The following is a 21,700-nucleotide window of genomic DNA, read 5'->3' on the forward strand; positions in this document are numbered from 1 at the left end:
CTAGAGCCGCCCCAGCGCCCGCTCCACGCCCTTGTTCGCCAGCATGTCGGCGCGCTCGTTGCCCACGTCGCCCGAGTGGCCCTTGACCCAGCGCCATTCGATCTGGTGGCCGCCTTCGGACACCAGCTTGTCCAGTTGCTTCCACAGCTCCACGTTCTTCACCGGCTGCTTGGTCGAGGTCAACCAGCCCTTGGCCTTCCAGCCGCGGATCCATTCGGTGATGCCCATGCGCACGTACTGGCTGTCCAGGTAGAGGACCACCTTGCAGGGCCGCTTGAGCGCCCCCAGGCCCTCGATCACCGCCTGGAGCTCCATGCGGTTGTTGGTGGTGTTGAGCTCGCCGCCGAAAAGCTCCTTCTCGGTCGCGCCCGACTTGAGCCAGGCACCCCAGCCGCCGGGGCCGGGGTTGCCCTTGCAGGCGCCGTCGGTGTAGATCTGTACTTCGTTCAAGAACCGTTTCCTTGTCGTTGTCGTGTCCGGTGATGGTGATGGCCGCGGTGTACCTTGCCGGCGATCGGCACCGGCGCGCTCGCGCGCTGCGCCGCCCGGCGCCAGTCGGCCGACAGCAGCCGCATGCCGCGCACGCGCTTCACCGCGACCAGGAAGTACACCGCGCCGAAGATCGGCCACCAGCGCTCGCCCAGGGTGTCGAACCAGCGGCAGCGTTCGAGCCAGGCCTCGCTGCGCACCGCCGGCCGGTAAATGCCGAAGTCGCCCGACTCGACCTCGAAGCTCAAGAGTCGCAGCCAATCGCGCATGCGCCGGTAGCCGATGAAGTCGCCCGAGTCGGGCAGGAAGAGCTCGCCGAAGCCCAGCCGCCGATACAGGTGCGCACGCCACTGCCGCATGCCCCACAGGCTGGTCGGGTTGAGCCCGCAGATGACCACGCGGCCCTCCGGCACCAGCACGCGCTCGACCTCGCGCAGGGTGCCGTGCGGGTCGTGGCTGAGTTCCAGCGCATGGGGCAGCACCACCAGGTCGAGGCTGTTGGCCGAAAAAGGCAGCGCGGTGAAGTCGGTGACCAGCGCGCTCCTGGCCGCCACCGCCGGATCGTTCACCGCCAGCCAGCGGTGCGGCATGCGGTTGGCGCGCAGGCCCTCGACCTCGGCCAGGCCGAGTTGCAGCGCGTGGTAACCAAAGACGTCGGCCACCGCCTGGTCGAAGCGTGACTGCTCCCAGGCCAGCAGGTAGCGGCCGGGAGGGGTCTGGAACCACTCGTGCAAACCTATAATTTGACCGCTCATGAAGCTCGTCCCCCTGCCCGCCTTCGCCGACAACTACATCTGGATGCTGCAGGATGGACGCAACGCGATCGTGGTCGACCCGGGAGATGCCGCGCCGGTCTTCGATGCACCCGCTCGCGGCAATCTGCAGTTGGCCGCGATTCTAGGGTCTGTCCCTCCGCACCATGATGTCGATCACGGCGCCACACCGCGCCAATGGAAAAACGACTTCCGATGAAATTCATCCTTGCTGCCTGCCTTGCCGGCTCGCTGCTGCTCGCGGGCTGCGCGAGCACCACCGGCACGGGCTCCTCCTCCTCCTCGACCACCCCCGACACCGCTTCCACCACATCGAGCACCGCCGCGGCACCGGTCTATCCCGGCGGGGCGCTGACCCCCATCACCTCCGGCACCACCCGCTCGCGCTCCGTCGTCACGCTCGCGCCGCCGGTCGACATGTGGGACCGCATCCGCCGCGGCTTCAAGATGCCCGACCTCGACAACGAGCTCGTGCGCGACCGCGAGCAGTGGTATGCGAGCCGGCCCGACTACATGCAGCGCATGACCGAGCGCTCGAGCCGCTACATCTTCCACATCGTCGAGGAGCTCGAGCGCCGCGACATGCCCACCGAGTTGGCGCTGCTGCCCTACATCGAAAGCGCCTTCAACCCGCAGGCCGTCTCCAGCGCCAAGGCCGCCGGCATGTGGCAGTTCATGCCCGCCACCGGCACCGACTTCGACCTCAAGCAGAACATCTTCCGCGATGACCGTCGCGACGTCGTCGCGTCCACCCGCGCCGCGCTCGACTACCTGCAGAAGCTCTACGGCATGTTCGGCGACTGGCACCTCGCGCTGGCCGCCTACAACTGGGGCGAAGGCAGCGTGAGCCGCGCCATCGCCAGGAACCAGCGCGCCGGCCTGCCCACCGGTTACACCGACCTCAACATGCCGGCCGAGACCCGGTACTACGTGCCCAAGCTGCAGGCGGTGAAGAACATCGTCGCCAACCCGGAACGCTTCAACGCCGACCTGCCGGTCATCGCCAACCACCCCTACTTCCAGACCGTCACGCTCAAGCGCGATCTCGACGTCGCCCTGGCTGCCAAGCTGGCGGACGTGAAGATCGAAGACTTCCGCGCCCTCAACCCCTCGGCCCACAAGCCGGTGCTGCTGGCCGCGGGCACGCCCGAGATCCTGCTGCCCTGGGACAACGCCGCCGTGTTCCAGCGCAACTTCGAGGCCTACACCCAGGGCCAGTACGCGAGCTGGACCGCCTGGACCGTGCCCAACACCATGACCGTGGCCGACGCCGCCCAGCGCTCGGGCATGAGCGAGTCCGACCTTCGCGCCATCAACAGCGTGCCCCCGCGCATGATGATCAAGGCCGGCTCGACGCTGATCGTGCCGCGAGGCGCGCGCGTGCAGGAGGACGTGCAGGCCACCGTCGCCGACACCGGCCACCTGAGCTTCCAGCCCGAGATCGTCACCCGCCGGACCGTGGTCAAGGCCGGTCGCAACGACAACGTGGCGAGCATCGCGCGCCGCTACAAGCTCAGCCCCGCCAGCGTCGCCGAATGGAACGACGTGAAGACCGGCCATGTGTTCCAGCGCGGCGGGCAGGTGGTGGTCTACCTGCCGGTGCGGGCCGCAGGCGCCGAGCGCGTCGGCCGCGGCTTGCGCGGCCGTCATGACAGCACGGTGGTCGTGACCAGCAAGCGCGGCGGCGGCGTCGTCAAGACCAGCACCGCCAAGACCGCGCCGGTGGCGAGGTCCGCCTCTTCGAGCAAGATCGTGCGCGAAAAGCGCGGCGGCACGCCGTCCAAGAAGAAGCGCTAGTACCCCGAAGCAGCTCGCTTGTGGAACATCCGCTAATGGGGAGGGGTTAGCCACCCGCCCCGCTTGCAGCTGCCCTTTTCCAGCTCAAACTGAGCTTTCTGTGCGACGCCGCGCAGTCGCGCAGGTAGAGATTGATGAGGCTCTGGTAGGGGATGCCTACCTCCTCGGATATGCCCTTGAAGTACGCGATAGCGTCTTCGTCCAGCCGAATGGTGATTTGCTTCTTCAGCTGGGAAGCGTACGGATTCTTTCGGGACTTGGAGAAGTCGTATTCCTTGCGCATGCTGCACCTATTACGGGTAAGACTCCAACTCGAACCGAAGTGCGCTCCGGTTAGTTGTAGTTGCGCCGCACCGAGCGCGGAGATGTCACACGGCCGTCATGGCGGCGAAGGGCACGAACCGCTCAGAGCTTCTCCGTCTCGCCGCTCTTCGGCTGCCACTTCATGAGCCGCCGCTCGATCAGACCCACCAGGCCGTCGAGCACCAGCGCGAAGGCGGTGAGCACCGCGATCCCGGCGAACACGGTGTTGACGTCGAAGGTGCCTTCGGCCTGCAGGATCAGGTAGCCCACGCCGCGCGCCGAGCCCAGGTACTCGCCCACCACGGCGCCGACGAAGGCCAGCCCCACCGAGGTGTGCAGGCTGGAGAACACCCAGCTGGTCGCGCTCGGCAAATAGACCGTGCGCAGCAGCTGCCGCCGGCTGGCGCCGAGCATGCGCGCATTGGCCAGCACCACCGGGCTCACTTCGCGCACGCCCTGGTAGACGTTGAAGAACACGATGAAGAACACCAGCGTGACCGCCAGCGCCACCTTGCTCCAGATGCCCAGGCCGAACCACAGCGCGAAGATGGGCGCCAGGATCACGCGCGGCATCGAGTTCGCGGCCTTGATGTAGGGGTCGAGGATCAGGCTGGCGGTCGGTGCCAGCGCCAGCCAGAGCCCGCAGGCCAGGCCCAGCAGGGTGCCGATGCCGAAGGCCAGCACGGTCTCGAGCAAGGTAACGCCGAGGTGCAGGTAGATGTCGGCGCGGCCCGCCAGGCCGTCGGGAAAGAGCGCGTTCGGCGCGATGGCGATGGGCAGGAACCAGCTCCAGATCCGGCCCGCCACCTTGATCGGCTCGCCGAGGAAGAAGGCGACCTGCGTGTCGCGCGACACCAGATGCCACAGCACCAGCAGCACGACCAGCAGCGCGAGCTGCCAGCCGCGCGCATTGCCCTCGTTCGGCCGCAGCGTCATCAGGCGGCCTTCTTCAGCTGCTGCGCATAGCCCTTCAGCACCTCGTCGCGCAGCACGTTCCAGATCTGCGAGTGAAGCTCGACGAAGCGCGGATGCGTGCGCACCTCGGCCACGTCGCGCGGGCGCGAGAGGTCGATGGCGAACTCGCCGATCGGATGCGTGGCCGGGCCGGCCGAGAGCACCACCACGCGGTCGCTCATCGCGATGGCCTCGTCGAGGTCATGGGTGATGAACAGCACCGCCTTTCGTCCTTGTTGGCCCCCGGGCGCTTCGCGCCCACCCCCCGAGGGGGTGAGCACCGGCCTTGGGGCGGCCCGGCGCCCGGAGCTCTGGGCGGCCCAGAGCTCCAGCACCTCGTTCTCCATCAGCTGCCGCGTCTGCACGTCGAGCGCACTGAAGGGCTCGTCCATGAGGATGATGTCCGGGTCCAGCGCCAGCACCTGCGCCAGCGCGGTGCGCTTGCGCATGCCGCCCGAGAGCTCGTGCGGATAGCGGTCGCCGAAGCCCGTCAGCCCCACGCGCGCCAGCCATTGTTCGGCCAGCGCCCTCGCCTCCTCGTCCGGCATCCCGCGGTACTGCAGCCCCAGCATCACGTTGGCGAGCGCGCTGCGCCATGGCATCAGTGCCTCGGTCTGGAACATGTAGCCCGCGCGCGTGTTGATGCCCGAAAGCGGCTGGCCGAAGACTTTCACCGTGCCCGAGGACGGCTCGAGCAGGCCGGCGCCGACGTTGAGCAGCGTCGACTTGCCGCAGCCCGTGGGGCCGACCACCGAGACGAACTCGCCCGCGCGCACCCGCAGCGAGGTGCCGGCCACCGCGGTGTAGCGCTGGCTGCGCTCGTCCTTCGAACGGAAGGTGCAGCTGATGTCGAGCAGTTCGAGCGCGTGGTCGGAGTCGGTGGACATGAACGGAAGAAAAAAAACCCGGCCGGAGCCGGGTCGCGAAAACTGGCAACTCAGGCTTTGAAGCGCTCCTTCGCGCGGCGCGCGAAGTCGTTCGTAAAGGTCTTGGCCAGGTCGATCTTGTCTGCCTTCACCGTCGGGTCGAAGCTCGCAATCGCGGCAAGCGCGGTCTTCGGTCCCTCAGCCGGCAGGATGCCGTCGGTCGCGATCGCCTCACGCACCTTGTCGAAGGAGGCCAGGTACAGCGCGCGGTCGCCGAGCAGGTAAGTCTCGGGCACGGTCTTGATGATGTCGCCCGGGCCCGCGGTCTGCAGCCACTTGAGGCCGTGCACGATCGCGTTGGCCAGCGCCTGGCAGGTGTTGGGATGCTTGTGGACGAATTCCGCCGGCGCATAGAGGCAGGCCGCCGGCATCGGGCCGCCGAACACCTCCTGCGTGCCTTTCAGCGTGCGCGTGTCGCTGATGATCTTCACGTCGCCCTTCTGCTCGAGCATGGTCATCACCGGGTCGGTGTTGCTGATGGCGTCGATCTGGCCCGAGCGCAGCGCCGTCAGCGCGCCCGCCGCCACGCCCACGCCGATGAAGCTCACGTCGCTGGCCTTGAGGCCGCCGCGCGAGAGCACCAGGTTGGCCACCATGTTGGTGGACGATCCCGGCGCCGACACGCCGATCTTCTTGCCCTTGAGATCGGCGATGCCCGCGTAGCCCGCCATGTTCTTAGTCGACACCCCGATCGCGATCTGCGGCGCGCGGCCCTGCAGCACGAAGGCCTGGAAGACCTGGTTCTTGGACTGCAGGTTGATGGTGTGCTCGTAGGCGCCCGAGCACACGTCGGCCGAGCCGCCCACCACGGCCTGCAGCGCGCGCGCACCGCCGGCAAAGTCGGAGATCTCGACCTCCAGGCCCTCGGCCTTGAAGTAGCCCAGCTGCTCGGAGATGGTGAGCGGCAGGTAGTAGAAGGCCGCCTTGCCGCCGACGGCGATGGAGATCTTCGGCTTCTCGAGCTTGGCCTGCGCGCGCACCCACAGCGGCGCCGCGATGGATGCGGCTGCACCGAGGGTCGCGGCGACGGTGAAGCTACGGCGGTGGAGCATGCGTTGTGGCCCTGGGGCTCTCTGGGATCGTTGTTCGAATCGAGCTTAGGGGCGCGCGCCATCTGCCTGCATCGGGAACATCCCGTGCGGGTTTCCACGTAAACATGAAGGCCTCTAGCGGCCGGCGAAAAGAATCGCGATGTTGACTGCGAACGCGAGCGCCCAGACCGTGCTGCGCGCGGTGCCGAAGCCGCGGATGTAGAGCGCGATGTAGACGATGCGCAGGAGCACGTAAACCGCGGCCAGCATGTCGAGCCGCGCCTGCGCCGCGCCGAGCTGGTGCGCGATGACCACCGCGCCGATGAAGAAGGGAAGGCCCTCGAAGCTGTTGTTCTGCGCGGCGAGCGCTCGCGCGCGCCAGCCGGCCTGGCGCCCCATCCAGTCGCGTGGCGCCAGGTTGTCGCGCAGCCTGAAGCTGCCGGCCTTCGCGATGTAGGCCGCGAGGTAAGGCAGGAGCGCCGCGACCAGCACGCACCAGTAGGCCAGCGTCAACGCGGGCAGGCGCATGCTCAGCGTCGATCGACCAGCGCGTGCGCGATGGTGCCGAGGTCCACGTACTCGAGCTCGCTGCCGGCCGGCACGCCGCGCGCGAGCCGCGTCACGGTGAGCCCGCGCTGCCGCAGCGCCTCGCCGATGACGTGCGCGGTGGCCTCGCCCTCGGCGGTGAAGTTGGTGGCGAGAATCACCTCGCTCACCGTGCCGTCGAGCGCGCGATCGAACAGCTTCGAGAGGCCGATGTCCTTGGGGCCGATGCCGTCGAGCGGGCTCAGCTTGCCCATCAGCACGAAGTAGTAGCCGCGGAAGGCGCCGGTGCGCTCCAGGGCTGCCTGGTCGGCCGGGGTCTCGACCACGCACAGCTTGGTGGCGTCGCGGCGCGCATCGAGGCACACGCTGCACACCGGCGCCTCGGTGAAGGTGTTGCAGCGCTCGCAATGCCGCACCTGCGCCGCGGCCTCCTGCAAGGAGCGCGCCATCCGCTGCATGGCCTCGCGGTCGTGCTGCAGCAGGTGGAAGGCCATGCGCGAGGCCGACTTGACGCCGACGCCGGGCAGGCGGCGCAAGGCCTCGATCAAGCCATCGAGCGCGCTGGAATCCGCCATGCGGACGCTTAGAAGGGCAACTTCATGCCGGGCGGCAGGCCGGGCATGCCGGCGGTCAGCTTGCCCATCTTCTGCTCGCTGGTTTCCTCGGCCTTGCGCACCGCGGCGTTGAAGGCGGCGGCCACCAGGTCTTCCAGCATGTCCTTGTCGTCGGCCAGGAGGCTGGGGTCGATGGTGATGCGCTTGACGTCGTGCTTGCAGGTCATCACGACCTTCACCAGGCCGGCGCCCGACTCGCCTTCGACCTCGATGGTGGCCAGCTCTTCCTGCGCCTTCTTGAGGTTGTCCTGCATTGCCTGCGCCTGCTTCATGAGGCCGGCCAGTTGTCCTTTGTTGAACATCGTTGGTCCTGTGGTCGTTGAATGGATGGAAGAAGGATAAGTCCGATCAGGCCGGCCGCAGCGTGCCCGGCACGATCCGGGCGTCCCAGTCGCGCATCATGGACTGCACTTCGGGGTCGTTGCGGATCGCTTCCTCGGCCTCGCGCTGCCGCGCATCGGCCGCCTGCTTGTTGCGGCGTGCCGGGCTGTCGGCCACGGAGCCGATCTCGATGGCGAGCTTCACGCCATGGCCCAGCGTCGCCAAGGCGCCCTGCAGCTTGTCGCGGCTGCCCGCCTGGTTGAGCGACTCGCGCTCGACGCGCAGCAGCCACTGGTCGACGTCGCGCGCGACCAGCTGCGATTGGAGCGCCAGCTCGCGCGCCAGCGCGGTGATCGCCTCGGCCGCCACCAGCTGCGTGACGGTGGCGTACCAGAAGTCGCCCTCCTCGCTGGGCTCGATGGGCGCCGGGGCGCTTTCGCGCGCGAGGTCGCGAGCGCCGGGCGGAGGCTGCACGCGCACCTGCATGGCCAGCACCTGGGCGGCCGCCGGGGCGGCTTCGGGCGCGGGCGGCGCAGCGGCGAAGCGGCCCTCCTCGCGCACCGGCAGGCGGTGGCCGGGGGGCGCGGCGCCCGTCGCGCCAGGGGGCACGGCGATGGGCGTTGTCTCCGCAACCGCGGCGGGTGCAGAGGCGGCAACCGGGGTCCGGGGCGCCTGCGGGCGCTCGGGCGCGCCCGCGGGGGCTTCATTCAGAGTTTTTTTTTCCGCGCCGGCCGCAGCCGCAGGCTTGAAAGCCAGCAGGCGCAACAACACCATGGTGAGCGCGGCGTACTCGTCGGGCGCCAGGCCCAGCTCGCCGCGGCCGTGCAGGCACAGGCTGTAGAGCAGCTGCGTCTCGTCGGCCGGCATCGCGGCGGCGAGGCGCGCGGTCTCGGCCGCATCGGGGTCGCCCGCATCGGCGGCCTCGGCGCGCGAAGGCACGGCCTGCAGCACGGCCATGGCTTGCAGGACGGCCGTCATTTCCTCGAGCGTGGAGGCGGCCGACAGGCCGTCGCGGCGCAGGCCCTCGGCGGTCTCGACCACCGTCCGGCCGTCGCCCTGCGCCAGCGCCTCGATCAGGCGGAACACATGGCCGCGGTCGACGCTGCCCAGCATCTGGCGCACGCCGCCCTCGGTCAGCTCGCCGTTGCCGAAGGCGATGGCCTGGTCGGTCAGCGACAGCGCGTCGCGCATCGAGCCGCGGGCCGCGCGCGCGATCAGGCGCAGCGCATGCGGCTCGGCCGGCACGGTTTCGGTCTGCAGCACGCGCGTGAGGTGCTCCAGCACCGTCTCGGGCGCCATCGGCCGCAGGTTGAACTGCAGGCAGCGCGACAGCACCGTGACGGGCACCTTCTGCGGATCGGTGGTGGCCAGCACGAACTTGAGGTATTCCGGCGGCTCCTCCAGTGTCTTCAGCATCGCGTTGAAGGCATGCCCGGTGAGCATGTGCACTTCGTCGATCATGAAGACCTTGAAGCGGCCCTGCACCGGCTTGTAGACCGCCTGCTCCAGCAGGGCCTGCACCTCGTCGACGCCGCGGTTCGAGGCCGCGTCCAGTTCGGTGTAGTCGACGAAGCGGCCCGAGTCGATGTCCTTGCAGGCCTGGCACACGCCGCAAGGCGCCGCGGTGATGCCGCCCTGTCCGTCGGGCCCCTGGCAGTTGAGCGACTTGGCCAGGATGCGCGAGACCGTGGTCTTGCCGACTCCGCGAGTGCCGGTGAAGAGGTAGGCATGGTGCAGCCGCTGGGAGGTCAGCGCGTTCTCGAGCGCCTGGACGACATGTTCCTGGCCCACCATCTCGCTGAAGGTCCTGGGGCGGTGTTTGCGAGCGAGAACGAGATAGGCCATCGGCGCATTTTAGGTGGTCCCCCCGGGAGGCCTTTCCGGGTGGGCATAGGCCTTTTTACTTATGGATTTTCACTGTTTCGCCCCTAGCATGGCTTGGTCTTCCAAGGAGACAGACATGCCCACTGCGCATCCCAGGGCGGCGGCGCGAGCGCCCGCGGCCAAGGCCAAGTCCCAGCAGCCGACCGGCGCGCGCCGCTATTGCATGCAGCCCGTGCAGGCGCCGCGCCAGTTCGACAACAGCGTCTCGGCCGGCCGCGCCTCTGCCATCCTGGCCGCGAGCAAGAAATGGGTGAACGGCACGCAGCTCAGCTACTACTGCTATAAGCGCGGCGACGCGGTGCCGGCCGCCTGGCAGGGCAACAACGCCGACACGGGGGTGGTGGACGAGGCTTTCGAGGCCTGGGCCAAGCTGGGCATCGGCATCAGCTTCCGCCGCGTCGAGGCGCCCGAGGATGCGATGGTGCGCATCGGCTTCGATCCGCAGGACGGATCCTGGTCCTACGTGGGCCGCGACGTTCTGAGCGTGCGCGACCCGCTGCAGCGGACGATGAACTTCGGCTGGCCGCTCAACACCGACTACGGCAACGACACCGCGCTGCACGAGATCGGCCACACGCTGGGCCTGGAGCATGAGCACCAGAATCCGCACGCCGGCATCACCTGGAACCGGCAGGCGGTGCTCGACTACTTCTCGGGCCCGCCCAACCACTGGCAGGAGCCGCAGATCGAGTGGAACATCCTGCGCAAGATCCCGGCCTCGGAGGTCAAGGGCACGACCTGGGACCCGGACTCGGTGATGGAGTACCACTTCGAGCCCGGCCTCATCGACGCGCCCGCGCAGTACCGCGAAGGGTTGGTGCCCAAGGGCGGGCTTTCCTACGCCGACAAGGCCTGGGTGGTGGAGTCCTACCCCGGCGTGCGTGCGCCGGCGGTCGGCACGCTCAAGGTCGGCCTGTCGCAGCTGCTCAAGCTCAAGGCCGGCGAGACCCGCAACTTCGAGTTCGTGCCGCCGCGCACGCGCACCTACCAGCTGGGCACCTTCGGCACCTCGGACACGGTGCTGGTGCTGTTCGAGGTCACGCCTGCCGGCAACGTGCAGATCGCGGGCAACGACGACAGCGGCACCGACCTCAACGCCCGCGTGAGCATGCGCCTGCAGAAGGGCCGGCACTACCTGGTGGGCGTGCGCCTCTACTACGCCGATGCGGCGCTCGAGACCTCGCTGATGGCCTGGTGAGGCGGGGGGCATCGGGGCGTCGCCTACAATCGCGGCTGACGGGCCTCCCCGCATGGTGAAGTGGCCAACCGGGTCAGGTGGGGAACCAAGCAGCCCTAACTGCGTAGCCAGTGCCGGGGGTAAGGCTCGTCAACCTCACATCAGTAAAAAAGCCGCGTGGACCCACGCGGCTTTTTTATCGGTCTGCAAGACCTGCCTCAGGTCGCGGCCTCGAAGCGCTCCAGCTTGGCCAGCAGCGTGTGCGCCAGCGCCACCGTCTTGTGCTCCATGCTCGCCACGCGATAGCAGCCCAGCGCCCGCCCCTCGTAGCTGATCGCCGCCACCGGGAAATGGTGGCCGAGCGCCGTGGCCGCATCGTGCAGGCATTCCGCGATCGACCGCAGGCCCTGGCGTACGTAGCGATCGTCGGCAGTACCGATGCTGACGCTGTAGTTGAAGTACCTCTCCCGGATCTTCTTGATGTCGACGTTCGGATGCATGGATGGTGGGGGCCTCAGGGCAACCCGCGATTCTCTGCCGGCTTGCAAACAAATGCACTTCAGCCGGAAGTATGCAATTTCATGATTCGGGAAGGCTTCGGCCCAGGTGCCGCAGGACCCCTCGCGCTGCGACCACGCCGCTCGCCATCGAGGCGGTCAGCAGGTAGCCGCCGGTGGGCGCCTCCCAGTCGAGCATCTCGCCGGCGCAGAACAGGCCGGGCAGCGCCGTGCTCATCAAGTGCGCATCGAGCGCCTCGAAGCGCACGCCGCCGGCACTGCTGATCGCCTCGTCGATGGGCCGCGGCGCGACCAGCCGCAGCGGCAGCGCCTTGATCGTCTCGGCCAGCTTCTCGGGCACATGCATCTCGTCGCGCGTGAGCACCTCGTGCAGCACCGCGGTCTTGATGCCCTCGAGGCCGAGCCGGCTCTTCAGGTGGCTGGCCACGGAGCGCGCCCCGCGCGGATGCAGCACGGCCGCACGCACCTGCTCGGGTGTGCGGTCGGGCAGCAGGTCGAGCCACAGGGTGGCGCTTCGCTGCGAGGCGATCTCGTCGCGCAGCAAGCCCGACGCCGCGTAGACCAGGCTGCCTTCGATGCCGGTCGCGGTCGCGACGAACTCGCCCTTGCGCGCGAAACGACGGCCCTGCGCATCGCCGCAGAAGACCGCCACCGACTTGAAGGGCTTGCCGGCGAAGCGCTCGGCGAAGTACGGCGTCCAGCCGATGTCGAAGCCGCAGTTGGCCGGCGCCAGCGGCGCAACCTCCACGCCGCGTGCGACCAGCCAGGGCACCCAGGCGCCGTCGGAACCCAGCCGCGACCAGCTGGCGCCGCCCAGGGCCAGCACGGTGGCCTCGGGGGTCACTTCGAACTCACCAGCCGGCGTGGCGAAACGCAGCGCGCTCGGCGCCGCGCCCGCCTCGGGCCAGCCCAACCAGCGATGGCGCATGTGGAAGTGCACGCCGGCCTCGCGCAGCCGATGCAGCCAGGCGCGCAGCAGCGGCGCGGCCTTCATGTCGGCGGGAAACACGCGGCCCGAGCTGCCGACGAAGGTCTGGATGCCAAGCCCATGCACCCACTCGCGCAGCGCCTCGGGCCCGAAGGCGCGCAGCAGCGGCTCGACCTGCGCGCGGCGCTCGCCGAAGCGGCTGGCGAAGTGCTCGAAGGGCTCGGAATGCGTGAGGTTCAGGCCGCCGCGGCCCGCCAGCAGGAACTTGCGGCCGACCGAGGGCATGGCGTCGTAGAGATGCACGGCCAGGCCCTGCGCGCTCAGCACCTCGGCCGCCATCAGGCCGGCCGGGCCGCCGCCGATGACGGCGATCGTCTTGATGTTTTCGTTGCTCACTGGAGTACCTTCGCCTTCGGCTGCGGTGCTATTCGCCTTGGGAGCGGCCCGGCGGCTCATTCGACGCCCACCAGTTCGCCCTGCCCCGTCAGGAAGGCCGCCCGCACCGTCTGGCCGGGGCAGGCCTCCTGCACGGCTTCGCGATAGCGCCTCATCTGCGCGATCAGCGCCTCGTCGCGCTCGGGACGTGCCGCCGACTTGTAATCGAGCACCCACCAGACGCCGCTCGCGCGATGCCGCACCAGGCGATCGATGCGCAGCACTTCGCCGCCGTGGACCAGCGTGACCTCGTTGCCCTGCCACGCCAGCGCGCCCGCATCCCAGGCCCAGGCGCCCGCACCCGCACGGATGCGCTGGGCCATTGCGGCAGCGACTCGGGCGGTGTCGGTGTCCAGCCCGAACTCGCGGCCCGCGGCCCGGACATGGGCCGGTGCCGGCGGCACGCCGGGCTGCGCCCACTCGAGCAGGCGGTGCATGGCCTGGCCCAGGGCCGAGGCGCGCGAATCGACGCTCCTTGCCGCGACGCGCGCAGCCGTGCGCGCCAGGCCGGCCGGCACCGGCAGCTGGAGCATGCCGAAGCTGTCGAGCGCCCGAGACATGCCGCCCGCGGAGGCGCCAGCGGCCGACGCCGCGTCGATGGGCTCGCAGAGCGCTTCCAGGCGCACCCACCAGCTGCGGCCGTCGGGCCGCGCGGCCGGCACCGCCGACAGCACCAGCTCGCCCCGCGCCCGCGTGGTCGCCACGTAGAGCCCGTTGATCTCTTCGCGGTGCCGCGCGGCCTGCTCCTCGGCCATGTCGTCGGTGGTGCAGGCCGGCGGGCTCTTCTCGCTCGCGACGAACACGAAGCGCTCGGGCGCCGCCGCCTGGCCCGGCCACTTGACGAGCACGCCCATGGTCTGCGCGCGCTGCGCCGAGGCGTCGGTGTCCAGCATCAGCACCAGGTCGGCCTCCAGGCCCTTGGCGCCATGCACGGTGAGCAGTTGCACCGCATCGGCCGCCGCGACCGTGGGCGCGCGGGCGCCGCCGCGGCGCAGCGCGCGCACGAAGGCGTAGGGCGTGGCGAAACGCGCACCGTTGAGCTCGAGCGACGCGGCCATCAGCCCGCGCAAGTTGCCGAGCACGCTGGCACGCAGCGCCGCAGGCGCGGCGGCGGCGAAGCGGCCGAGCACATCGGCGTCGTGATAGATCGCGCTGAGCGCATCGTGCGGCGGCCAGTCGGCCAGCCAGCGCTGCCATTGGCGCAGGCGCTGCCCGATGCCCGCGAGCGGCGGCGCCAGGTCCGGCGCCTGCAGCAGCTCGAACCAGCTCGCGCCGTGCTCGCGCCGGCGTAGTGCCAGGCGGACCAGCGCATCGTCGTCGAGGCCGAAGAGCGGCGAGCGCAGGGCGCGCGCCAGCGAGAGGTCGTGGTCCGGCGAGACCAGCGCATCGATCAGCGCCACCATGTCCTGCACCTCGGGCGCGTCGTGCAGCTCGTTCTTCTCGGGCTGCTGGACCGCGATGTGCAGCTTGCGCAGCTCGTCCTGCAGCGCCGCGAGCCTGCTTCGGCGGCGCGCCAGCACCATGATGCGGCTGGGCGCGAGGCCCTGCGCGATGCGCCCGGCGATCCAGTGCGCAGCCTGCTCGCATTCTTTCTGCAGCAGCTTTTCCTCCGGCAGCACGCGCGGCGTGACCAGGCTGTCGCGCCAGAGCAGCATGCCCTCCTCGTTGGTCGCGCCGCCCTGCTCCTTCGGCGCGATCGCATCGCGCGGGATCGGCGGCAGCTTGCGCACCCGGCCCGCTGCGCGCGATTCGGTGGTGTGGTTGCGGAATCCGCTGAACTCGCCGGCGCGCTGCGCATCGCCCATGGCCGCATTGACCAGGTCCACAACGGCCTGCGCATTGCGGTGGGTGTGGTCGCAGTTGAGCAGGTCTCCGTCGAGGCCTTCCTTGACGAAGTGCTTGGCCGCGATGAACACCTGCGGCTCGGCGCGCCGGAAGCGGTAGATGCTCTGCTTCGGATCGCCCACGATGAACACGCCAGGCCGCCGCCCGCCCGCGCCCGCATAGCTGCCCAGCCAACCGTGCAGCGCCTGCCATTGCAGCGGGTTGGTGTCCTGGAACTCGTCGATGAGCAGGTGCCGCACGCGCGCATCGAGCCGCTCCTGCACCCAGCCCCACAACTCGGCGTTGCCCAACAGCAGGTGCGCGGCCTGCTCGACGTCGTTCATGTCAACCCAGCCGTGCGCCGCCTTGACCTCGGCGAAGCAGCGGATCAGCAGGCGTGTCAGCCGTGCCATGCGCTGCTGGTAGAGCCAGGCGGCATGCTGGGCCTGGGCCTCGCAGTACTGCTGCACGTACTGCTGCGCGGCGCGCACGTCCTCGATGCCGGCGAGCTTGTCGCTGAACTTGCGCGGCTCGCCCTTTAGGGTGAGCAGCGCATCGAGCACCCCGGCGATGCGGCCCTTGGCCACGGCGTGCTCCAGCTTCACGCCCTTCTGCGAGAAGGTCGGCGCGCTGGCACGGCCCAGCACGCGCGCCGCGGCGAGCAGTGCGGCGCGCGGGGCCGGGTCGTCCAGCAGCCTGTCCTCGGGCGTCTCGGCGCCCGCGAAGGCGGGATAGAACTCGCCCATGGGCACCACGGCATCGTCGACCGCGCCGTGGGCATCGGCCAGCACGAACTCGACACGCCGCGTCAGCGCCTCGTCCAGCGCCTTGGCGGTCTGCGAGCGGCCGTAGTGCGCGACCAGCGCGTGGTAGTCGGCCGCGGCCTCGGGGTCGTCCGCCACGGTCGCGAAGAAGGGGCGCCAGACATGCGCGCGCGCCTCGGCGTCGTCCTCGAGCAGCTGGTAGTTGGCCGGCAGCCGCAGGCGCTCGAGCACCGCGACCGGCGCGCTGCGCAGGAGACCGGCGAACCAGGCGTGGAAGGTGCGGAACTGGACCGCCCGGCCGCCCGCGAGCAGCTCGCGGTAGAGGCCCTGCAGCCGCGGCGCACGAGCCTCGGCGGATGCTCGGTCCATGCCGCGCATCACGAGCTCGGGCACCAATGCTTCCACGGGCTGCGCCGCGAAGGTCTCCAGCCACTGGTCGAGCCGCTCGCGCATCTCGCCGGCGGCCTTCTTGGTGAAGGTGATGGCGAGGATCTCGTGCGGCGCGCAGGCACTCTCGCCTTCCTCCAGCAGGGCGCGCAGGATGCGTGAGACCAGCATCCAGGTCTTGCCCGCGCCCGCGCAGGCCTCCACCGCCACCGAGCGGCGCGGGTCACAGGCGATGGCGTAGAAGCGTTCGCGCGAGACGCCGGCGCCGTTGTGCTCGTAGGCCGCGGCCTTCGGCGGCGCTGCCGGCATGGGCGATGCCGGCGCTTCGACGGGCGGCGCCGTGGGCGCAGCAGCCGCAGCAGGCGCAGCAGGCGCAGCAGGCTGCGAGGGCTCGTCGCCCCAGAAGTCCTTGCGGCACAGGCCGCGCGCCGAGCAGTATTCGCACACCGCGCCTTCACCCAGCGCGGGCAGCGCCGCGCCGCGCCCGATGCGGGCGAGATCGTCCATCACGCCGGCCACCAGGGCATCGCGCGCGGCGATCACATCGGTCTGCTCGACGGTGCGCGTGCCGGACGCCTTCTCCCCGACGTTGACGTAGGCCGCGCGCAGGCCATCGTCGGGGAACAGCGCGGCGTAGAAAGCGAGTTGGGTGTCCTCGGTCGGATCCTTGACGCGATCACGGGTCTTGTCGACCGACTCGGTCTTGTAGTCGATCACGAAGGCGCGCCCGTCGGCCGTGGCATCGACGCGGTCCAGCCGGCCGACCAGCTTCACGCTGCCCAGTGCCAGCTCCTTCCAGGGCTCGGATTCGACGAACACGGCGTGCTCGTCCTGCTCGTGGGTGGCGAGCCAGGCGAGGTAGCCATCGCGCACCGCGGGCCAGGCCGCGGCGAAGGGGAGGAACTCGGCTTGCGACAGGCCGAACTCGCGCGTCGCCTCTTGCTCGGCCGTGGCCATCAAGGCGAGCCGCGCATCGAGGTCCGCGCTGGGCTGCTGCTTCAGTGCCTCGTGGAAATGCCCGAGCACCGCATGCAGCCAGTTGCCGAAATCGCGCTTGTCGACCTCCGCGTCGAGCTCGTCGCTGCTGCGCAGGCCGAGCTGGCGCATCGCGAAGAAGCGGTAGGGGCAGCGGCGCAGGTCTTCGTAGGCAGTGGAGGACAGCGTCGTGGGCAGCAGCGCATCGCCATGCGGCTGCGGCCGTGGCGTCGGCCGCGCGGCCACCTGCACCGGGATGCGCGGGTCCGCGGCCTCGGCCGTGGCGTGATCCAGCTGCAGCATCTGCAGCAAGGCGCTGGGACGCACGGGCTCGCCGCTGGCGTCGAAGCGGCGCCACAGCAGGTCGCAGTGCGGTGCGCGCAAGGCCATGGCCCAGGCCGCGCGCTGGGCCTGCTCCAGCGCCTCGCGCGCAGGCAGCGCGAGCGCGAGGCGCTGCGCCGGCGTCCAGTCGCCGGGCGGCTCGGGCGAAGCGGGCAGGCGCTGGTCGTCGCAGCCCGGCAGCACGACGGCGCCGAAGGCCCGGCCCAGCAGCTGGTGCAGCGGCAGCACCACCACCCGCGGCAGTTCCTCGTCGGAGGGCAGGCGCACGCTCGCGGCCTCGAGCACGTCGCGGACCCAGGCCGTGAACTCCGCGAGGGTGCAGCGCGTGCCGCGGACCTCGCTCTCCCCGGCGTCCAGGTAGAGCGCGCCGATCACCTCGGCACCCACAACGTCCTGGTGAAGCGAAGGCCACTGGCCGCCGGTCTCGAGCAGCGCACGCGTCGCGTCGAGCCACTCGGCCACCGGCCTGGCGCGGGCCAGCGTCGCGCGCAGCGTCTCGATGTCGTTGGTGAAGGCCAGCAGGTCCTGGTCGCGCGGGTGTTCGCTGGCCGCGGCGAAGAGGCACCAGCTGCGCCAGTCGCGCATGCCACGCTCGCGCAGGCGCGCCTCCAGCACGCGGATCGCACGGCCGTCGAGGGCGGCGGCGCTCTTGAGCCAGTCCAGCACCTCGTCGCTGGAAGCATCGTGAGCGCAGGCGCGCAAGGCGCTCATCAGCGTGGCAGCCGCGCGCGTGGTCGAGAGCTTCCAGCCGGTCTCGTCCTGCGGCTGCACCCCGTGGGCGATCAGCTGGGCGCTGATGCGGCGCGTCAGCGCGCGGTCGGTGGCCACGAGGGCCACCGGCGCGCGGCCCTCGGCCAGGTGGCGCAGCACGCAGGCGGCGGCGCGCTGGGCTTCGTCCTCCGGGTCGTCGCAGGGGTGCAGATCCGCGATGCAGGCAGGGGCAGCCTGCGCTGCCAGCGGCAGGCACAGCGCACGCTCGCCGAACAGGGCAGCGAGCTTGTTGGCCAGCGGATCGCTTTGCAGGCCTTCGAGCACGATCAATTGATCGACCCGGTCGAGCGCCGCGCCGGCAAGCAGCACGTCGGTCGCATAGCCGGAGCTGGCGGCCCAGGCCAGTGCGATGCCGTTGAGCGCGCTCTCGGTGTCGAACCATTCCGAACCGCGGCCCGCCACCAGGGCTTCGCGCACCCGGTGGGCCCAGGGGGCGCGCTCGTCAGGATGCTCGGCCGCGGCCAGTGGCGCGAGCTGCAAGGCGATCTCGACCACCCGGCCCGCCAGCGCATTGCGGGCCGCGGCGAAGCCGGCGCGGGCCAGCAGCGACTGCGCGGTGAGCAGGTCGCGCGCCATGTCGAAGGCGATGTCGTCCGCGCCGGGCACAAAGCCGCCCACGCTGCGCGCCCAGTTGCGCGTGGTCTCGAAGCGCGGCGCGAAGCCCGGCGCGCCGCACCCGGCCCACATGGCGCGCGCCGTCTGCATCAGCTGCGCGTAGGGCACCAGCACCACGGTGCGCGCGGGGTGCAGTTCGCGCTCGGCCAGCAGGCGCGAAATGCGGGCGACCAGGCCCTCGGCCCGGTCGCACCAAAGGGCATGCGCGGGGTGGCGCTCGGAAGAGTTCATCAGGGGTTCTTGTAGGGCTTTGGCTATCGGGGCCATAGCGTGGGCGCCGACCACGCCATCACTTGGTTTCTGTCACAATGGCCCGCACTTTAGCTGCACCATCATCCAGCGCAGAAGGACCCATCCCATGGCCAGCGAACTCATCAAACACATCTCCGATTCTTCTTTCGAAGCCGACGTGCTCAAGTCCGGCAAACCCGTGCTCGTGGACTACTGGGCCGAGTGGTGCGGGCCCTGCAAGATGATCGCCCCCATCCTGGACGAAGTCTCCAGCACCTACGAAGGCAAGCTGCAGGTCGCCAAGATGAATGTCGACGAGAACCGCGACATCCCCGCCAAGTTCGGCATCCGCGGCATCCCCACGCTGATGCTGTTCAAGGACGGCCAGCTGGCGGCGACCAAGGTCGGCGCGATGAGCAAGGCCCAGCTGACGGCCTTCATCGACCAGCAACTCGCCTGAGTCTTCGTCTCCCGGGGCTGCCGGCGTGCAACGCGCTGGCAGCCCTTGTCGTTTTTCCTGTCATAATCTTCGCAGTTCACCGGCTCTTTCTTTCTGGCAGCCGGTTCGAGTTCCCCGGTTTGTGAGGCCTCCTCGCCTCTCCTCAAACCTCCCCCCTGGTTCTTTCCGACAATTTCCCCGCACGGGGTTGTTCCATGCACTTAAACGAACTCAAGGCACTCCACGTGTCTGAAGTCTTCAAGCAGGCTGAAGCACTGGAGATCGAAAACACCGGCCGCATGCGCAAGCAGGAGCTGATGTTCGCGATCATCAAGAAGCGTGCAAAGGCCGGAGAGCAGGTCTTCGCCGACGGCGTACTCGAGATCCTGCCGGACGGCTTCGGCTTCCTGCGCAGCCCGGACACCAGCTTCACCGCCAGCACCGACGACATCTACATCAGTCCCAGCCAGGTGCGGCGCTTCAACCTGCACACCGGCGACCTGATCGAGGGCGAGGTGCGCATCCCCAAGGACGGCGAGCGCTACTTCGCGCTGACCAAGCTGGACAAGGTCAACGGCGGCGCACCCGAGGCGAACAAGCACAAGGTGATGTTCGAGAATCTCACGCCGCTGTTTCCCAAGGAGCTGATGCGCCTGGAGCGCGACAACTTCAAGGGCGAAGAGAACATCACCGGCCGCATCATCGACATCATCGCCCCCATCGGCAAAGGCCAGCGCGCCCTGCTGGTGGCACCGCCCAAGAGCGGCAAGACGGTGATGATGCAGCACATGGCGCACGCGATCAGCGCCAATTACCCCGAGGTCCACATGATGGTGCTGCTCGTCGACGAGCGGCCCGAGGAAGTGACCGAGATGCAGCGCACGGTGAAGGGCGAGGTCATCGCCTCGACCTTCGACGAGCCCGCGGCGCGCCACGTGCACGTGGCCGAGATGGTGATCGAGCGTGCCAAGCGCCTGGTCGAGCTCAAGAAGGACGTGGTGATCCTGCTGGACTCCATCACCCGCCTGGCCCGCGCCTACAACAACGTCGTGCCCTCTTCCGGCAAGGTGCTGACCGGCGGCGTGGACTCCAACGCGCTGCAGCGCCCCAAGCGCTTCCTGGGCGCCGCGCGCAACGTCGAGGAAGGCGGTTCGCTGACCATCATCGGCACCGCGCTGATCGACACCGGCAGCCGCATGGACGAAGTCATCTTCGAGGAGTTCAAGGGCACCGGCAACTCCGAAATCCACCTGGACCGCCGCCTCTACGAGAAGCGCGTGTTCCCCTCGATCCAGCTCAACCGCAGCGGCACCCGCCGCGAAGAATTGCTGCTGCCGCCCGAGATCCTCCAGAAGACCCGCATCCTGCGCCAGCTCATGTACAACATGGACGAAATCGAGGCGATGGAGCTCATGCTGAAGAACATGAGGGCGACCAAGACCAACGTCGAGTTCTTCGACATGATGCGCCGCGGGGGGGGTTAAGCTCTCTCCCAGGCTCCACCAACCGGCAATGCGCGGCCCTCGGACGCGCTTTGGCGGCCGAGGTCCAGGAGCTCCATGAGTTCGACCGCCTGTTCGGGCGGAACAGGGTTCTCGCCCTTGCCGAGGATCGCGTCGCGCACCGCGGCGTAGTAGGCCATGTAGTTGCCGGCCAAGGTCGGCACATTCCTCCGCTGGGATTGGCCGTCGTCGAACGGCAGGGTCAGCTCGCCGTCCAGGTCGTCGGCGCCCCACCCCTCGCCACCCGGCTTTCCGCCGGCGCGCAAGGCATCTTCCTGCGGATCGACACCGCGCTTGACGTAGCTGCCACTCGTGCCGTGCACGATGTAGCGCGGCGCGGCATGGGCGGCCAGCGTGGTGGCGTGCAGCACCACGCGCAGCGGCGCATGCGTGCCGCTCTCGTAGCGCAGCACGGCGTGGAAGTAGTCCTCGACCAGCGCGCCGTCACGCAGGGCGGCAGTGTCGAGCTGCAGCGTGTCGGGCCGCCCGAAGAGTTGCACGGTCTGGTCGAGCAGGTGCGAGCCCAGGTCCACCCAAAGACCCGCCCCCGGCACCGGCTGCTCGCGCCAGCGCTCGCGCACCTGGGGCCGGAAGCGGTCGAAGTGCGACTCGAAGTAGACCGGCCGGCCCAGTTCGCCCCCGGCGAGCAGCTCCTTCAGCGTCAGGAAATCCGAATCGAAGCGGCGGTTCTGGTAGACCGACAGCAGCCGGCCCTGCCGCTGCGCCAGCGCCGCAAGCTCGCGGGCCTGGGCCGCGTCGAGCGTGAAAGGCTTGTCGACCACCACATGCTTGCCCGCGGCCAGCGCGGCCTTGGCGACCGGATGGTGCTGGGCATTGGGCGTGGCGACCACGACCAAGTCGATGTCGGCCCTGCCCAGCAGCGCGTCCACGTCGGGCACCACGTCGACGCCCGGCCATTCCGCGTGGACCTTGCGGGGCTGGGAGCTGGCGACTGCCCCCAGCTGCAGGCCCGGGACGGCCGAGAGCACGGGCGCATGGAAGGTCTGGCCGGCGAAGCCGAAGCCGACCAGCCCGGCGCGCAAAAGGCTTGAATTCATGGCTGAATGGCGCTGGCGCCCAAAACGCTCAGTATGCGATAATTGAGGGCTTCGCGAAAAGTGCAGCCCGGCGCCGTGCCGGATGAGCGGGGGATG

Annotated in this window: 18 protein-coding genes, 1 other RNA gene and 2 pseudogenes; 6 read left to right on the top strand and 15 right to left on the bottom strand. The window is 69.6% G+C overall.

From position 1 onward, the window contains the following. Positions 1–450, bottom strand: coding sequence for a ribonuclease HI (gene rnhA, locus AC3A6X_RS00180; protein WP_487840292.1), 450 nt, complete (start codon positions 448–450; stop codon positions 1–3). Beyond that, positions 447–1,223: a class I SAM-dependent methyltransferase gene (locus tag AC3A6X_RS00185; protein WP_487841065.1), complete on the bottom strand. Its 777-nt coding sequence runs from the start codon at positions 1,221–1,223 to the stop codon at positions 447–449. The genes rnhA and AC3A6X_RS00185 overlap by 4 nt, the downstream gene beginning before the upstream one ends. A 19-nt stretch (positions 1,224–1,242) precedes the next feature. Between AC3A6X_RS00185 and AC3A6X_RS00190 the strand changes: the two are divergent. Further along, positions 1,243–1,422, top strand: a pseudogene (locus AC3A6X_RS00190) (hydroxyacylglutathione hydrolase); the annotation flags it as partial. 35 nt (positions 1,423–1,457) lie between these two features. Then, positions 1,458–3,059, top strand: a complete 1,602-nt coding sequence (locus AC3A6X_RS00195) for a transglycosylase SLT domain-containing protein (protein ID WP_487840293.1) — start codon at positions 1,458–1,460, stop codon at positions 3,057–3,059. A gap of 46 nt (positions 3,060–3,105) precedes the next feature. Here AC3A6X_RS00195 and AC3A6X_RS00200 read toward each other — a convergent pair whose 3' ends face one another. The 8 genes from AC3A6X_RS00200 to dnaX form a co-directional block, all read right to left on the bottom strand. Next, positions 3,106–3,342: a BrnA antitoxin family protein gene (locus tag AC3A6X_RS00200; RefSeq protein ID WP_487840294.1), complete on the bottom strand. Its 237-nt coding sequence runs from the start codon at positions 3,340–3,342 to the stop codon at positions 3,106–3,108. 122 nt (positions 3,343–3,464) lie between these two features. Further along, entirely contained in the window at positions 3,465–4,298 is an 834-nt protein-coding gene (locus AC3A6X_RS00205; RefSeq protein ID WP_487840295.1) for an ABC transporter permease, read from the bottom strand. Continuing rightward, the gene (locus AC3A6X_RS00210) at positions 4,298–5,203 is read right to left on the bottom strand and encodes an ABC transporter ATP-binding protein (RefSeq protein ID WP_487840296.1); all 906 of its coding nucleotides are present in this window, start codon (positions 5,201–5,203) and stop codon (positions 4,298–4,300) included. Before AC3A6X_RS00210 ends, AC3A6X_RS00205 begins: the two co-directional genes overlap by 1 nt. Positions 5,204–5,253: 50 nt before the next feature. Continuing rightward, entirely contained in the window at positions 5,254–6,294 is a 1,041-nt protein-coding gene (locus AC3A6X_RS00215; RefSeq protein ID WP_487840297.1) for an ABC transporter substrate-binding protein, read from the bottom strand. Between the two features lie 114 nt (positions 6,295–6,408). Then, the gene (locus tag AC3A6X_RS00220) at positions 6,409–6,801 is read right to left on the bottom strand and encodes an MAPEG family protein (protein WP_487840298.1); all 393 of its coding nucleotides are present in this window, start codon (positions 6,799–6,801) and stop codon (positions 6,409–6,411) included. Between the two features lie 2 nt (positions 6,802–6,803). Next, positions 6,804–7,394: a recombination mediator RecR gene (gene recR / locus AC3A6X_RS00225; RefSeq protein ID WP_106553930.1), complete on the bottom strand. Its 591-nt coding sequence runs from the start codon at positions 7,392–7,394 to the stop codon at positions 6,804–6,806. A gap of 8 nt (positions 7,395–7,402) precedes the next feature. Next, positions 7,403–7,735: a YbaB/EbfC family nucleoid-associated protein gene (locus AC3A6X_RS00230; protein WP_012747441.1), complete on the bottom strand. Its 333-nt coding sequence runs from the start codon at positions 7,733–7,735 to the stop codon at positions 7,403–7,405. Between the two features lie 46 nt (positions 7,736–7,781). Then, a complete protein-coding gene (dnaX, locus tag AC3A6X_RS00235) occupies positions 7,782–9,599 on the bottom strand; it encodes a DNA polymerase III subunit gamma/tau (RefSeq protein ID WP_487840299.1) in 1,818 nt (605 codons plus the stop codon). A gap of 115 nt (positions 9,600–9,714) precedes the next feature. Between dnaX and AC3A6X_RS00240 the strand changes: the two genes are divergently transcribed. Continuing rightward, entirely contained in the window at positions 9,715–10,836 is a 1,122-nt protein-coding gene (locus AC3A6X_RS00240; RefSeq protein WP_487840300.1) for a M12 family metallopeptidase, read from the top strand. Positions 10,837–10,873: 37 nt separating this feature from the next. After that, positions 10,874–10,970: signal recognition particle sRNA small type (gene ffs, locus AC3A6X_RS00245), an RNA gene on the top strand. 63 nt (positions 10,971–11,033) lie between these two features. Here ffs and AC3A6X_RS00250 read toward each other — a convergent pair. The 4 genes and pseudogenes from AC3A6X_RS00250 to AC3A6X_RS00265 form a co-directional block, all read right to left on the bottom strand. Then, the gene (locus AC3A6X_RS00250) at positions 11,034–11,315 is read right to left on the bottom strand and encodes a hypothetical protein (RefSeq protein WP_309961278.1); all 282 of its coding nucleotides are present in this window, start codon (positions 11,313–11,315) and stop codon (positions 11,034–11,036) included. Between the two features lie 79 nt (positions 11,316–11,394). Beyond that, positions 11,395–12,657: a TIGR03862 family flavoprotein gene (locus tag AC3A6X_RS00255; protein ID WP_487840301.1), complete on the bottom strand. Its 1,263-nt coding sequence runs from the start codon at positions 12,655–12,657 to the stop codon at positions 11,395–11,397. Positions 12,658–12,713: 56 nt separating this feature from the next. After that, positions 12,714–15,980 carry a UvrD-helicase domain-containing protein gene (locus AC3A6X_RS00260; protein ID WP_487841066.1) on the bottom strand — a complete coding sequence of 1,089 codons (3,267 nt, stop codon included), beginning with the start codon at positions 15,978–15,980 and terminating at the stop codon, positions 12,714–12,716. A 114-nt stretch (positions 15,981–16,094) separates the two neighbouring features. Continuing rightward, a pseudogene (locus AC3A6X_RS00265) lies at positions 16,095–18,641 on the bottom strand (PD-(D/E)XK nuclease family protein); the annotation flags it as partial. A gap of 91 nt (positions 18,642–18,732) precedes the next feature. Here AC3A6X_RS00265 and trxA point away from each other — a divergent pair. Next, complete coding sequence (gene trxA / locus AC3A6X_RS00270; RefSeq protein WP_068686060.1) at positions 18,733–19,065, top strand: thioredoxin TrxA; 333 nt, start codon at positions 18,733–18,735, stop codon at positions 19,063–19,065. A gap of 194 nt (positions 19,066–19,259) precedes the next feature. Continuing rightward, positions 19,260–20,528: a transcription termination factor Rho gene (gene rho / locus AC3A6X_RS00275; protein ID WP_106553926.1), complete on the top strand. Its 1,269-nt coding sequence runs from the start codon at positions 19,260–19,262 to the stop codon at positions 20,526–20,528. Here rho and AC3A6X_RS00280 read toward each other — a convergent pair. Next, positions 20,525–21,604, bottom strand: coding sequence for an oxidoreductase (locus AC3A6X_RS00280; RefSeq protein WP_487840302.1), 1,080 nt, complete (start codon positions 21,602–21,604; stop codon positions 20,525–20,527). The two genes, rho and AC3A6X_RS00280, sit on opposite strands and share 4 nt — an antisense overlap. Positions 21,605–21,700: the final 96 nt, after the last annotated feature.

The organism is Variovorax sp. Soil_C_12 (assembly GCF_057657375.1).

Coding starts and splice junctions, on each gene's coding strand:
- AC3A6X_RS00195 (WP_487840293.1), top strand. CDS start 1,458: ATGAAATTCATCCTTGCTGCCTGCCTTGCCGGCTCGCTGCTGCTCGCG.
- AC3A6X_RS00200 (WP_487840294.1), bottom strand. CDS start 3,342: ATGCGCAAGGAATACGACTTCTCCAAGTCCCGAAAGAATCCGTACGCT.
- AC3A6X_RS00205 (WP_487840295.1), bottom strand. CDS start 4,298: ATGACGCTGCGGCCGAACGAGGGCAATGCGCGCGGCTGGCAGCTCGCG.
- AC3A6X_RS00210 (WP_487840296.1), bottom strand. CDS start 5,203: ATGTCCACCGACTCCGACCACGCGCTCGAACTGCTCGACATCAGCTGC.
- AC3A6X_RS00215 (WP_487840297.1), bottom strand. CDS start 6,294: ATGCTCCACCGCCGTAGCTTCACCGTCGCCGCGACCCTCGGTGCAGCC.
- AC3A6X_RS00220 (WP_487840298.1), bottom strand. CDS start 6,801: ATGCGCCTGCCCGCGTTGACGCTGGCCTACTGGTGCGTGCTGGTCGCG.
- recR (WP_106553930.1), bottom strand. CDS start 7,394: ATGGCGGATTCCAGCGCGCTCGATGGCTTGATCGAGGCCTTGCGCCGC.
- AC3A6X_RS00230 (WP_012747441.1), bottom strand. CDS start 7,735: ATGTTCAACAAAGGACAACTGGCCGGCCTCATGAAGCAGGCGCAGGCA.
- dnaX (WP_487840299.1), bottom strand. CDS start 9,599: ATGGCCTATCTCGTTCTCGCTCGCAAACACCGCCCCAGGACCTTCAGC.
- AC3A6X_RS00240 (WP_487840300.1), top strand. CDS start 9,715: ATGCCCACTGCGCATCCCAGGGCGGCGGCGCGAGCGCCCGCGGCCAAG.
- AC3A6X_RS00250 (WP_309961278.1), bottom strand. CDS start 11,315: ATGCATCCGAACGTCGACATCAAGAAGATCCGGGAGAGGTACTTCAAC.
- AC3A6X_RS00260 (WP_487841066.1), bottom strand. CDS start 15,980: ATGCCGGCAGCGCCGCCGAAGGCCGCGGCCTACGAGCACAACGGCGCC.
- trxA (WP_068686060.1), top strand. CDS start 18,733: ATGGCCAGCGAACTCATCAAACACATCTCCGATTCTTCTTTCGAAGCC.
- rho (WP_106553926.1), top strand. CDS start 19,260: ATGCACTTAAACGAACTCAAGGCACTCCACGTGTCTGAAGTCTTCAAG.
- AC3A6X_RS00280 (WP_487840302.1), bottom strand. CDS start 21,604: ATGAATTCAAGCCTTTTGCGCGCCGGGCTGGTCGGCTTCGGCTTCGCC.